Source organism: Actinosynnema sp. NPDC053489, assembly GCF_044544865.1.
Classification (GTDB): domain Bacteria; phylum Actinomycetota; class Actinomycetes; order Mycobacteriales; family Pseudonocardiaceae; genus Actinosynnema.
Window position 1 is genome coordinate 40548 of sequence record NZ_JBITXT010000012.1, and the last position, 12816, is coordinate 53363.

The window sequence follows — 12816 nt, forward strand, 5'->3', positions numbered from 1 at the left end:
GGTCGACGGGTCCGCCCGGGGCGTCACCCGAGGCGGAAGCCGAACGGGAGCTCCAGCCGGTGCCGGGCGAGCAGCTCGGCATCGGCCAGGAGCTCCTCGGTCGGTCCGTCGGCCACCACGACCCCGCCGTCGATCAACACGCTGCGCGGGCACAGCTGCAAGGCGTAGGGCAGGTCGTGGGTGACCATGAGCATGGTGCGGTCCAACCGCAGCAACACCTCGGCCAGCTCTCGGCGGGCCACCGGTTCCAGGTTCGCCGAGGGCTCGTCGAGGACCAGGATCTCCGGGTCGCACGCCAGCACGGTGGCCAGCGCCACGCGGCGGCGCTGCCCGCCCGACAGGTGCAGCGGCGACCGGTCGGCGAACCCGGTCATGCCGACGGCGGCCAGGGCGCGGTCGACCCGCTCGTCCAGCTCCGCGCCGCGCAGCCCGAAGTTCGCCGGGCCGAACGCCACGTCCTGCCGCGCGGTGGGCAGGAACAGCTGGTCGTCGGGGTCCTGGAAGACCAGGCCGACCCGGCGGCGGATCTCCTTCAGGTTCGCCTTCTCCACCGCCAGCCCGGCCACCTCCACCCGGCCGGAACCGCCGCCCAGCACCCCGTTGAGGTGCAGCGCGAACGTCGTCTTGCCCGCGCCGTTCGGGCCGAGCACGGCCACCCGCTCGCCGCGCTCGACGCGCAGGTTCACCCCGTAGAGGGCCTGGTGGCCGTCCGGGTAGGCGTACGCCAGCCGCTCCACCAGCAACGCGGGCGCGGAGCGGCGCGGCTCCACCGCCGCACCACCGCCGACGCCCGCCCCGTCGGGCATCCGGCCCGTCCAGCCGCGCGACACCATCGCCAGGTGCACCCTCTCACCGCGTTCGTAGGACCGGATGAACAGGCTGCCGATGCCGCGCGCGGTCGCGCCGAGCTGCCACAGGAACCGCGGGTCGTCGCCGCGGGAGATCCGGGCCACCCGCATCCGCCCGGCCTCGCCGACGATCACCTCGGCGTAGCGCAGCATCAGCGTCGCGATGGTGACCAGCACCGACGGCATCCTCAGCCGTTGCAGGCCGAGCAGCAGGTCGTGCGGGGCGGTGGTGGCGGCGAGCGTCAACGACACGAGCAGGCCGAGCGTGCCCTTGGCCAGGACGTTCCACCCGGCCAGCGCGCCCTCCCGCGAGACCAGCAGCCCCAGCACCTCGACCCGCGCGCCACCGCCGACGAACGGCAGGAGCAGCGCCAGCGCGACGAACGGCAGCTCGATCACCGACCGCGCGGCGAACCACCGCACCGGGACGCGGGCCACCGCCCAGACCGCCCCGAGCGCGAGCAGGTACCCGCCGAACGCCCAGAACGCCTCGCGGGGCGTGGCCACCACGCAGAGCACGGCCAGGACCGTGGCGACGATCTTGACCTGCGGCGCGAGGCGGTGCACCGGCGAGTCGCCCGGCCGGTGCAGGAACCCGTGGCCCGCGCTCACCCCACGTCGGGCTTCGCGCCGGCCGGGCGCTTGCGCAGCCACCAGAACAACCCGCCCGCGACGGCCAGCGTCAGCACGACGCCGACGACGCCCGCGAGGCCGGTGAGCCGGTCGTCGCCCGCCACCGCGTAGTCGGCCAGCGGCCACCCGGCCAGCGGGTGGTCCTGCGCGTGCTCGGCGATCCCCTGCTGCTCGGTGACGTGGTCGAGCCCGTCGGGGTCGGGGTCGGCGAAGTAGGACACCACCCCGGCCAGCAGCAGGCTGACCAGCGCGAACCCCAGGAAGAAGCGCTTCACGCCCGCAACTCCAGCTTCTGCGGCACGCCGCGGAGCAGGTGCACCAGGTCCGGTCGGACCGCGGCGACGGCGGTCACGGTGACCGCGGTGATCAGGCCCTCGCCGATGCCGATCAGCACGTGCACGCCGAGCACGGCGGCCGCGACCGTGCCGAACGCGACACCGCCCTGCCCGCCGACGGCGTACTCCAGCACGAAGCCGAACGACGCGAGCACCGTGTTGACCAGGGCGGACACGAACGCCACCGCGGCCAGGCCGCCCTTGCCGCGGGTGGCGAGCCGACGCAGCGCGACCGCGGTGAGGTAGCCGACGGCCGTGCCGATGAGGGCCATGTTGGTGACGTTCGCGCCCAGCGCGGTGACGCCGCCGTCGGCGAAGAAGAGGGACTGGACGACCAGCACGATCGTCACGCACAGCGCGCCGACCCACGGCCCGACCAGGATGGCGGCGAGCGCGCCGCCGAGCAGGTGCCCGCTCACGCCGGGCAGCACGGGGAAGTTCAGCATCTGCGCGGCGAACACGAACGCCGCCACCAGGCCCGCCATCGGCGCGGTCCGGTCGTCGAGGTCGCCGCGCGCCTTGACCAGCGCCACGCCCACCCCCGCGACGGCCACCGCGACGAACAGCAGCGAGGTCGGCGCGTTCAGCAGGCCGTCGCTCATGTGCATTGCCACCGGTTCGGACACGGGGACCACGCTAGTTGCAAGTCGTCCGCAATGGCCAGGGCTGTGCAACAACGATTCCGATCACACTCGCGGGCGAGCCGGGCCGCGTTCCTCGGCCCGTCGGTCACCGCGCGTGTTGCCACTATGCTTGGCCTGCGATGACTCTCACCGACCGCCTGCCGGCCACCCCCGACCCCGACCTCCTCTACGACACCTTCGCCGAGTGGGCGCGCGAACGGGGGCTGTCGTTGTACCCGGCGCAGCAGGAGGCGTTGATCGAGATCGTCTCGGGCTCGAACGTCATCCTCAGCACCCCGACCGGCTCCGGCAAGTCGCTGGTCGCCACCGGCGCGCACTTCGCCGCGCTGGCCGAGGGGAAGAGGACCTTCTACACCGCGCCGATCAAGGCCCTGGTGTCGGAGAAGTTCTTCGCCCTGATCGACACCTTCGGCGCGGAGAACGTCGGCATGATGACCGGCGACGCGAGCGTGAACGAGACCGCGCCCATCATCTGCTGCACCGCCGAGATCCTGGCCAACATCGCGTTGCGCGACGGCACGGGCGCCGACGTCGGCCAGGTCGTGATGGACGAGTTCCACTTCTACTCCGAGCCCGACCGCGGCTGGGCGTGGCAGGTGCCGCTGATCGAGCTGCCGCAGGCCCAGTTCCTGCTCATGTCGGCCACCCTGGGTGACGTCACGTTCTTCGAGAAGGACCTGACCCGCCGCACCGGCCGCTCCACGGCGGTGGTGCGCTCCGCCGAACGGCCGGTGCCGCTGAACTTCCAGTACGTCACCACCCCGCTGCACGAGACGATCGAGGAGCTGCTGCACGGCAACGAGGCCCCGATCTACGTCGTGCACTTCACCCAGGCCTCCGCCCTGGAGCGCGCGCAGTCGCTGATGTCGGTCAACGTGGCCACCCGCGCCCAGAAGGACGACATCGCGGCCATGATCGGCCGGTTCCGGTTCACCTCGGGGTTCGGCAAGACGCTGTCCCGCCTGGTCCGGCACGGCATCGGCGTGCACCACGCGGGCATGCTGCCGAAGTACCGGCGGCTGGTGGAGCAGCTCGCGCAGGCCGGGCTGCTGAAGGTCATCTGCGGCACGGACACCCTCGGCGTCGGCATCAACGTGCCCATCCGCACGGTGGTGTTCACCGCGCTGTCGAAGTACGACGGCCAGCGCACCCGCCACCTCAAGGCGCGCGAGTTCCACCAGATCGCGGGCCGCGCCGGGCGCGCGGGCTACGACACCGTCGGCACGGTCGTGGTGCAGGCGCCCGACCACGTCGTGGAGAACGAGAAGGCGCTGGCCAAGGCCGGTGACGACCCGAAGAAGCGGCGCAAGGTCGTGCGCAAGAAGGCGCCCGAGGGCTTCGTGTCGTGGAGCGACCAGACGTTCGAGCGGCTCAAGAACGCCGAGCCCGAGCCGCTCACGTCCAGCTTCCAGGTCAGCCACGCGATGCTGCTCAACGTCATCGGCAGGCCCGGCGACGCGTTCGCCGCGATGCGGCACCTGCTGGAGGACAACCACGAGGACCGGCCCGCGCAGCGCAGGCACATCCTGCGGGCCATCCAGATGTACCGGGGCCTGCTGGCGGCGGGCGTGGTCGAGCGGCAGAACGGCGACATCCGGCTCACCGTCGACCTGCAGGTGAACTTCGCGCTCAACCAGCCGCTGTCGCCGTTCGCGCTGGCCGCGATCGAGCTGCTGGACCGGGAGTCGCCCAGCTACGCGCTCGACGTGCTGTCGGTGGTGGAGTCCACCCTGGACGACCCGCGCCAGGTGCTGTCCGCGCAGGAGCACAAGGCGCGCGGCGAGGCCATCGGCGCGATGAAGTCCGAGGGCATCGAGTACGACCAGCGCATGGAGCTGCTGGAGGAGGTGACCCACCCCAAGCCGCTCGCCGAGCTGCTGGAGGCGGCGTTCACCACCTACCGGCGCGGGCACCCGTGGGTCGCCGACCACCACCTGTCCCCCAAGTCGGTGGTCCGGGACATGTTCGAGCGGGCGATGACGTTCGCCGAGTACGTCTCCCACTACCAGCTCGCGCGCTCGGAGGGCCTGGTGCTGCGGTACCTGGCCGACGCGTACAAGGCGCTGCGCCAGACCGTGCCCGAGGACGCCAAGACCGAGGAGCTGAACGACCTGCAGGAGTGGCTGGGCGAGCTGGTCCGCCAGGTCGACTCCAGCCTGCTGGACGAGTGGGAGAAGCTGCGCAACCCCGGCGAGGAGGCGGCGGAGACGTCGTTGGGCGACACCCCGTCGGCCGTCACCGGCAACCCGCGCGCCTTCCGGGTGCTGGTGCGCAACGCGCTGTTCCGGCGGGTCGAACTGGCCGCGCGGCGCAACTATTACGAGCTGGGGCAGCTCGACGGCGACGCGGGCTGGTCCGCGCAGGAATGGCAGGACGCGCTGGAGCCGTACTTCGAGGAGCACGACGAGATCGGCATGGGCCCGGACGCGCGCGGCCCGGCGCTGCTCGTGATCACCGAGGAGCCCGGGCTGTGGCGGGTGCGGCAGGTCCTCGACGACCCGGCGAAGGACCACGACTGGGGCTTCACCGCCGAGGTGGACCTCGCCGAGTCCGACGAGATCGGCACGGCCGCCGTGCGGATCACCGAAGTCGGCAGGCTGTAGCGGTCCCGGGGTCCATCCGGTGGTACTGCGGTGCGGACCGGGGTAAGAGCATGTCAACGTCGGGAGAGGACGGAGGCGGTTGACCCTGTCGCAGGACGAGTTCGGCGTGCTGGGCCCCCTCGTGGTACGCCGGAACGGCCGCGCGGTCCCCGTCACCGCCGCCAAGCACCGCATCGTCCTGGCGACCCTGCTGCTCGACGCGAACCGCTCGGTGCCCGCGGGCGACCTCATCCGCCGGGTGTGGGGCGACGCGCCGCCGGACCGCGCCGCGCAGACCCTGCCGGTGTACGTGATGCGGTTGCGGCGCACGCTCGGCGAGCCGTCGCTGATCCACACCACGCCCACCGGTTACCGGATCGACCTGCCGCCCGGCTCGCTGGACCTGCACCGCTTCGAGGCCGCCGCCGAGGAGGGCGCGCGGCTCGCCGCCGCCGAGGACTTCACCGCCGCCGCCGAGGCCTACGAGCGGGCGCTGGGGTGCTGGCGCGGGCCGGCGCTGGCCGACGTGCCGTCCGAGTCGCTGCACGAGACGGCCGCGCCGACCCTCGCCGAGCAGCGGCTGCGGGTGACCTCCGAGCTGGTCGACGTGAAGCTGCGGCTGGGCCGGTCCGACGAGGTGATCGCGGACCTGCGCCGGCTGACCGCGCGGCACCCGCTGCGGGAGCGGTTCTGGTCGCAGCTGATGGTGGCGCTGTACCGGGTGGACCGGCAGGCCGACGCGCTGGACGCCTACCGGCAGGCGTCCACGGCGCTGGCGCGCGAGCTGGGCGTGGACCCGAGCGACTCGCTGCGCGCGGTGCACCACGCGATCCTCACCGGCGACCCGTCGCTGCACCGGCCGGCCGCGAGCACGTGGGCCCCGGTGTCGCAGCTGCCCGCGCCGGTGGGCAACTTCGTGGGCCGCGCCGCGGAGCTGACCCGGGTGACGGGGCTGCTGACGCGCGGTGCGGCGACGGTGGTCGTGTGCGGGCCGCCGGGCGTGGGCAAGACGGCGTTCGCGATCTCGGTGGGGCACGCGGTGCGCGAGCGGTACCCCGACGGGCAGCTCTACGTGGACCTGCGCGGGTACTCCACGTCGCCGCCGCTGCCGACGTCGGCCGTGCTGGCGCGGTTCCTGCGGGCGATGGGGGTGCGGGCCGACCACATCCCGGTGGGCACCGACGAGCTGGTGCGCAACTACCGGGCCCGGTTGCGCGGCAGGCGGGTGCTGATCACGCTGGACAACGCCGCGTCGGCGGAGCAGGTGCTGCCGCTGCTGCCCCGCGACCCCGGCTGCTCGGTGCTGGTGACCAGCCGCAACGAGCTGCGGCTGCGGGCCACGACCGTGCGGCTGGACGTGCTGCGGGGCGACGAGGCGTGGAAGCTGCTGGCCCGGTCGCTGGGCGCGGAGGCGGCCGTGGCGCAGTTCGACGCGCTCGCCGAGCTGGCCCGGCTGTGCGGGTACCTGCCGCTGGCGCTGCGGATCGCGCTGGGCAACCTGGTCGGCTCGCCGCACGTGGACGTCGCGTCCTACGTGGAGGAGCTGCGCGGCGGCGACCGGCTGACGGCGCTCGCGGTGGACAACGACGACACGGCGGCCGTGCGGCGGGCGTTCGACCTCTCCTACGCGGCGTTGACGCCGGAGGCGGCGCGGCTGTTCCGGTTGGCGGGCCTGATGCCGGGGTCGGACTTCAGCGTGTGCGGCGCGGCGGCGCTGCTGGACGCGCCGCGGGCCGTGGCGCACGGGTTGCTGGAGGACCTGGCGTCGGCGCACCTCGTGCAGCGGGCGGGCGGTGACCGGTTCGCGCTGCACGACCTGCTGCACGACTACGCGGCCGACCGGGCGGAGGCGGCGGGCGAGGACCTCGACGCGGCGCGGCGGCGGCTGTTCGACTGGTACCTGCGCTCGTCGGTCGAGGTGGGCGACGTGCTGTACCCGGAGCTGGGCCGGTCCGGGCCGCCGCGGATGAGCCAGGACGACGCCCGGGCGTGGCTGGAGGCGGAGCGGCCCAGCGTGCTGGCGGCGACCGAGCACTGCGCGGAGCACGGCCCGCTGCCGCTGGCGTGGCAGCTGATCGACGCGGTGGGCGGGTACCTGGGCTCGCACGGGCACCACGTGGAGTTCCTGCAGGCCATCGCCGCCGCGCTGGGCGCCGCGCGCGCGGCCGGTGACCACGACGCGGAGACGTCGATGCTGGTGTGGCTGGCGGCCGAGCACCGCAACCTGGGCGACCCGCGGTCGGCGCAGCGGTACCTGCGGTCGGTGCGGCCGTCCGGGCCGACGGCGTGGCTGCACGCCGGGCTGGACGGGGTCGTGCACCTGGACCTGGGTGAGCTGGCGACGGCGTCGGCGGCGTTCGAGCGGCTGGTGGCGTTGAGCGGGGAGGAGTGGGCCGGGCCGCACGTGCGGATCGGGGCGCTGGCGGGGTTGGGCGCGGTCGGGTTGATGCGCGGCGAGCCGGTGCGGGCGCGGGAGTTGCTGGCGGAGGGGCTGGAGCTGGCGCGTGCGGCCGACGGGGCGAACCTGGAGGCGGCGTGCGCGTCGCTGCTCGGGCGGTGCTACGCGGCGACCGACCAGGAGCGGGCCGTGGGGCTGCTGCGGCACGCGTTGGCGGCGTGGCACGGCACGGGGGCGCGGCACGCGCGGGCCGAGGGGATGGCGCACCTGGCGACGGCGCTGTGCCTGGGCGGGGAGCACGCGGAGGCGTTGCGGACGGCGCAGCGGTCGTTGGCGCTGGTGCAGGAGCTGGGCGGCAGCCCGCGGATCGAGTCCGAGGTGCACAACGCGCTCGGCCTCGTGCTGCGGCACCTGGGCGAGCCGGCCCGTTCCGTGGCCGCGCACCTGCGGGCGCTGGAGCTGGCCACGTCCGCCGAGTACCGCTACGGCGTCGCCTGCGCGCACGTCCACCTCGTGCACGCCCTGACCGCCGAGGGCCGCCGCCCCGAGGCCGTCCACCACGCCGTGGCCGCCCGCGACCTGTCCGCCCACAGCGGCTTCGCCGAGTGGGAATCCGCCGCCACCACCGCCCTCGCCACCCTGACCCCGTGAGTCGAACGCTCAGACCTCGTGAGTCGAACGCCCAAGCCTCGTGAGTCGAACGTTCAGGACCCCCGAATTCAACGTTCGCGTACCCCCATCGAGGACGTGAGTGACGAACTCGGGGGTCCTGAACGTTCGACACACGGGACGCGGGGGTTCGACACACGGGAATGGCAGCCAATCAAGACCACTCCTCCGGGTCGTTGACCCGGGTCGTCGGTGAACGGGAGCATCGGGTTTCGATGGTTCGGCGGCGCTACCGGTGGGGGGTTTCATGGATTCCGATCCGCACGTCGACCTGGCGCGGATCGGGGAGTCGCCGCCGCGCACCCCCGCGGAATTGGTCTGCGCCCTCACGGAGCTGGCGCGGATCGCCAACGAGTGGTCGGACGTGGTGCGCGGGCTGCACGAGCCGACGCGCCGCCTGGTCGGCAGCGCGGCGGCGGCCTCGGTCTCCCTGGCCGCGCGCCGGGCCGAGGAGGCGTTCCTCGAGCTGGAGATGACGCTGGGTGACGCCGAGGCCGCACGCCGGTCATTGCCCTTGGCCACCCCGACGGGTGAGGATAGGGGTCCGGTGGTCTAATCGCCGACGCTGCCGACCACACCGCATTGGAACTGGCATGACCTCAGGACTTCCCTGCCCGCTCTGCGAGGGCCCGGAGCGCCGCGGGGCACTCGAACGAACCCTGAGGGTGCTCGCCGTGGACGACGAGGCCCCCGCGTTGGAGGACCTCGTCTACCTGCTGCGCTCCGACCCGCGCGTCGCCCACGTCGAAGCCGTCACGGACGCGACGAAGGCGCTGCGCACGCTGCACCGGGCCATGGACGCCGGCCAGCCCGTCGACGCGGTGTTCCTCGACATCCGCATGCCCGGCCTGGACGGCCTGGACCTCGCCCGGGTGCTGTCGCGGTTCGCGCAGCCGCCGCGCATCGTCTTCGTCACCGCCCACCAGGAACCGGCGGTGGAGGCATTCGAGCTGAAGGCGCTCGATTACCTGCTCAAGCCCGTGCGGGCCGAACGCCTGGCCGAGTCGGTGCACCGGATCGTGCACGAGGTGCTCGATTCCAAGGCCCCGGAACCGGTCGCCGCCGCGCCGGCCGAGAAAACGCCCGACGTGGGCGAGGAAGTCATTCCCGTCGAACTCGGCGGCATCACCCGGTTCATCCGGCTGGCCGAGATCCGGTACGTCGAGGCGCACGGTGATTACGCCCGGCTGCACACGGCCACCGGCAGCGGGTTGGTCCGCGCCGCGCTCAACGGGCTGGAGGAGCGCTGGCGCTCGGCCGGGTTCGTGCGCATCCACCGCAGCCACCTCGTCTCGCTCGGCCACATCGACGAGCTGCGGTTGGAGGACGGCCACCTCAGCGTGAACATCGGCGGCGCGGTGCTGCCGGTCAGCCGGCGGCACGCCCGCCACCTCCGGCAGCTCCTGGTGCGCCGCAACCGGCAGCCGTCGTGACCTCGCCGCAGCGGCCGCCCACCCAGCGGGTCGTGGTGACGAGCCCGCGCACCCGCGCGCCGCGCGCGCCCCGCCCCTACCCCGCCTCGCGGGAGATCGACGAGCAGAGCGAGCTGGGCGCGGTCTACATGCGGTCGCTGGTGCGGACGCAGCGGCGGCTCGGGCTGCTGCTGTGCGCGGTCGTGTGCGGGAGCGTGGCGGCGCTGCCCCTGGTGTTCACGCTCGCGCCGCAGGTCGGCGCGCAACGGCTGCTGGGCCTGCCGCTGCCGTGGCTGCTGCTCGGCGGCCTGGTGTTCCCGGTGTTCGTGCTGGCCGGCTGGTTCTACGTGCGCCAGGCCGAGCGCAACGAGCGGGAGTTCGCCGAGCTGGTGGAGCGTTCGTGAGCAGTGGGTACGGCATCGTCGCGGTGCTGGTCGTCGCCGTCGGCACGATGCTGGTGGGCACCTACGGGCTGCGGATCTCGCGCACGACGTCGGACTTCTTCGTCGCCTCGCGGACCGTCTCACCGTGGTGGAACGCCTCCGCGATCGGCGGCGAGTACCTGTCGGCGGCGTCGTTCGTCGGCATCGCCGGGCTGATCTTCGCGCACGGCCCGGACATGCTGTGGTTCCCGGTCGGCTACACGGCCGGGTACCTGGTCCTGCTCACGCTGGTGGCCGCCCCCCTGCGCCGCAGCGGCGCGTACACGCTGCCGGACTTCGCCGAGGCGCGGTTCGCCTCGCCCGCGGTGCGCGCGGTGGCCAGCGTGTTCGCGCTGGGCATCGGGTGGCTGTACCTGCTGCCGCAGCTGCAGGGGGCGGGCCTGACGCTGAACACGGTGACGGGCGCGCCGGACTGGGTGGGCGCGCTCGTGGTCGCGGTGGTCGTCACCACGAACGTGATCTCCGGCGGGATGCGCAGCATCACGTTCGTGCAGGCGTTCCAGTACTGGCTCAAGCTGACCGCGATCGCGGTGCCGGTGGTGTTCCTGGTGCTGGCCTGGCACGCGCACGGCGCGCGCGACCTGACCGGGCCCGCGTTCCCCGAGTTCCCGGAGCGGACGACGGTCGCGTTCGACTCCGACACCGCGTTCGACGTGCCGCGCCCCACGCCGTTCGACGGTGCCGGCCGGGTGGACGGGCAGCGGGTCGACGGCGGCGGCGAGCTGACCACCGGTCGGCACACCGCGGCCGCCGGCACCCGGCTCACCTTCCCCGGGGGCGCCGCCGTGCCGCACGTGCGGTCCATCCCGGCGAACACCAACGACGTGTGGGCGCTGCCCATGCGCGGCGGCGAGCGCTTCCCGCTCTACGCGGTGTACTCGCTGATCATCGCCACGTTCCTGGGCACGATGGGCCTGCCGCACGTGATCGTGCGCTTCTACACCAACCCGAACGGCCGCGCGGCGCGGCGCACGACGTTGATCGTGCTGGGGATGCTGGGCGTGTTCTACCTGATGCCGCCGATCTACGGCGCGCTCGGCCGGCTCTACACGCCGGAGCTGCTGATGACGGGCGACACGGACGCGGTGGTGCTCGTGCTGCCGAGCCGGATGGTCGACGGGTTGGGCGGGCAGCTGCTGGGCGCGCTGGTGGCGGGCGGGGCGTTCGCCGCGTTCCTGTCGACGTCCTCGGGCCTGATGGTGTCGCTGGCCGGGGTGCTGAGCCGGGACGTGCTGCGGTTGCGCGGGGTGCGGGGGTTCCGGGTGTCGACGGTGCTGGCGGTGCTGGTGCCGCTGGGGATGACGTGGCTGGTGGGCAAGGTGCCGGTGGCGGACATGGTGGGCCTGGCGTTCGCCGTCGCCGCGTCGTCGCTGTGCCCGCTGCTGGTGCTGGGCATCTGGAGCACCCGGATCACGACGGTGGGCGCGGTCGCCGGGATGGTCGCGGGCGGCCTGCCCGCCCTGGTCGCCGGGCTGGTGACGATCAGCGACGGCGGCAGCGGCACGTGGTACCACGTGTTCCTGGCCCGGCCCGCCGCGTGGACCGTGCCGCTGGGCTTCGTCGTGATGTACGCGGTGTCGCTGCTGACCCCGCGCAAGGTGCCGCCGGGGGTGAACCACGTCATGGTGCGCTTGCACGCGCCGGAGAACCTGGGCCTGCGCAGTCAGGACCGGTTGTGACCGGGCTGTGGACGGCGGGCGCGATACTGCTCGTCGGCCTGGCCGTGGTGATCACCCTGTGGTGGACCTCGCGGACCCGCAACGACTTCCTCACCCACGAGCAGCGGATCACGTTCGAGACGCTGCACACCGCGTGGTCGGCCGCTCCCCCGCTGCGCGCCGGGCTGGTGCCGGAGGCGGCGAAGAAGTCGGCCAAGCACCTGCGGACGCTGCTGGGCACGCCCGCGCTCGCGCTGACCGACGAGACCGAGGTCGTGGCGTGGGAGGGCGACGGCGAGCACCACGCGGCCGAGGCGATGGGCCTGGCCGCGGACGTCTTCGCCACCGGCCGCACGCGGGCGTTCGACATCACGTGCTCCGGGCCGGACTGCCCGGTGCACACGGCCGTGCTCGCGCCGCTGACCGTGGAGGGGAGGGTGGTCGGCGTGCTGGCGGCGTACAGCCGGGAGGCGTCGGCGGGCCTGGTGCGGGCGACGAACGAGGTGGCGAGGTGGGCGTCGGGCCAGTTGGAGCTGGCCGAGCTGGACCGGTCGCGGACGCGGCTGGTGGAGGCCGAGGTGCGGGCGCTGCGGGCGCAGATCTCGCCGCACTTCATCTACAACTCGTTGTCCGCCATCGCCTCCTACGTGCGCACGGACCCCGAGCGCGCTCGCACGCTGTTGCTGGACTTCGCCGACTTCACCCGCTACTCGTTCCGCCGGGCGGGCGACTTCACCACGCTGTCGGAGGAGTTGAAGTCCATCGACCAGTACCTCGCGCTGGAACGGGCGAGGTTCGGCGAGCGGCTCCAGGTGACGTTGCAGATCGCGCCGGAGGTCCTGCCGGTGACCGTCCCGTTCCTCTGCCTGCAACCGCTGGTGGAGAACGCCGTGCGGCACGGGATGGAGGGCAAGGTCGGGCCCGGGCACATCTCGATCCTGGCGGCGGACGCGGGCGAGGAGGCGCACATCACCATCGAGGACGACGGGATCGGCATGGACCCGGAGGCGCTGCGCCGCACCCTGGCCGGCCAGGTCGGGGAGACCGCCGGGATAGGGCTGGGCAACATCGACGAGCGGCTGCGCCGCTGCTACGGCGACGACTACGGCCTGGTCGTGGAAACGGCCCAGGGGTTGGGCACGAAGGTCAGCGTGCGGGTGCCGAAGTACCAGGCGGGCGTGCACGCCTAGCCCG

Annotated in this window: 10 protein-coding genes and 1 pseudogene; 7 read left to right on the top strand and 4 right to left on the bottom strand. The window is 73.4% G+C overall.

Annotated elements, in window-relative coordinates:
* Nucleotides 1-23 precede the first annotated feature (23 nt).
* The 4 genes and pseudogenes from ACIGNX_RS25620 to ACIGNX_RS25635 all read right to left on the bottom strand — a co-directional run bounded on the left by ACIGNX_RS25620 (nucleotide 24) and on the right by ACIGNX_RS25635 (nucleotide 2442).
* Nucleotides 24-806, bottom strand: a complete 783-nt coding sequence (locus tag ACIGNX_RS25620) for an energy-coupling factor ABC transporter ATP-binding protein (RefSeq protein ID WP_396543418.1) — start codon at nucleotides 804-806, stop codon at nucleotides 24-26.
* 63 nt (nucleotides 807-869) lie between these two features.
* Nucleotides 870-1502: pseudogene (locus tag ACIGNX_RS25625) on the bottom strand (energy-coupling factor transporter transmembrane component T family protein); the annotation flags it as partial.
* Nucleotides 1457-1756 carry a PDGLE domain-containing protein gene (locus tag ACIGNX_RS25630; RefSeq protein WP_396543238.1) on the bottom strand — a complete coding sequence of 100 codons (300 nt, stop codon included), beginning with the start codon at nucleotides 1754-1756 and terminating at the stop codon, nucleotides 1457-1459. The gene ACIGNX_RS25630 and the pseudogene ACIGNX_RS25625, both read right to left, overlap by 46 nt.
* The gene (locus tag ACIGNX_RS25635) at nucleotides 1753-2442 is read right to left on the bottom strand and encodes an energy-coupling factor ABC transporter permease (protein WP_396543239.1); all 690 of its coding nucleotides are present in this window, start codon (nucleotides 2440-2442) and stop codon (nucleotides 1753-1755) included. Before ACIGNX_RS25635 ends, ACIGNX_RS25630 begins: the two co-directional genes overlap by 4 nt.
* Before the next feature lie 137 nt (nucleotides 2443-2579).
* Between ACIGNX_RS25635 and ACIGNX_RS25640 the strand changes: the two genes are divergently transcribed.
* The 7 genes from ACIGNX_RS25640 to ACIGNX_RS25670 all read left to right on the top strand — a co-directional run bounded on the left by ACIGNX_RS25640 (nucleotide 2580) and on the right by ACIGNX_RS25670 (nucleotide 12812).
* Nucleotides 2580-5063, top strand: coding sequence for a DEAD/DEAH box helicase (locus ACIGNX_RS25640; protein ID WP_396543240.1), 2484 nt, complete (start codon nucleotides 2580-2582; stop codon nucleotides 5061-5063).
* Nucleotides 5064-5142: 79 nt separating this feature from the next.
* A complete protein-coding gene (locus ACIGNX_RS25645; protein WP_396543241.1) occupies nucleotides 5143-8091 on the top strand; it encodes a BTAD domain-containing putative transcriptional regulator in 2949 nt (982 codons plus the stop codon).
* Nucleotides 8092-8356: 265 nt separating this feature from the next.
* Nucleotides 8357-8665, top strand: coding sequence for a hypothetical protein (locus tag ACIGNX_RS25650; RefSeq protein ID WP_396543242.1), 309 nt, complete (start codon nucleotides 8357-8359; stop codon nucleotides 8663-8665).
* 37 nt (nucleotides 8666-8702) lie between these two features.
* Entirely contained in the window at nucleotides 8703-9542 is an 840-nt protein-coding gene (locus ACIGNX_RS25655) for a LytR/AlgR family response regulator transcription factor (protein ID WP_396543243.1), read from the top strand.
* Nucleotides 9539-9925 carry a DUF485 domain-containing protein gene (locus tag ACIGNX_RS25660; protein WP_396543244.1) on the top strand — a complete coding sequence of 129 codons (387 nt, stop codon included), beginning with the start codon at nucleotides 9539-9541 and terminating at the stop codon, nucleotides 9923-9925. Before ACIGNX_RS25655 ends, ACIGNX_RS25660 begins: the two co-directional genes overlap by 4 nt.
* Nucleotides 9922-11643, top strand: a complete 1722-nt coding sequence (locus ACIGNX_RS25665) for a cation acetate symporter (RefSeq protein WP_396543245.1) — start codon at nucleotides 9922-9924, stop codon at nucleotides 11641-11643. Before ACIGNX_RS25660 ends, ACIGNX_RS25665 begins: the two co-directional genes overlap by 4 nt.
* The gene (locus tag ACIGNX_RS25670; protein ID WP_396543246.1) at nucleotides 11640-12812 is read left to right on the top strand and encodes a histidine kinase; all 1173 of its coding nucleotides are present in this window, start codon (nucleotides 11640-11642) and stop codon (nucleotides 12810-12812) included. The genes ACIGNX_RS25665 and ACIGNX_RS25670 overlap by 4 nt, the downstream gene beginning before the upstream one ends.
* Nucleotides 12813-12816 lie beyond the last annotated feature (4 nt).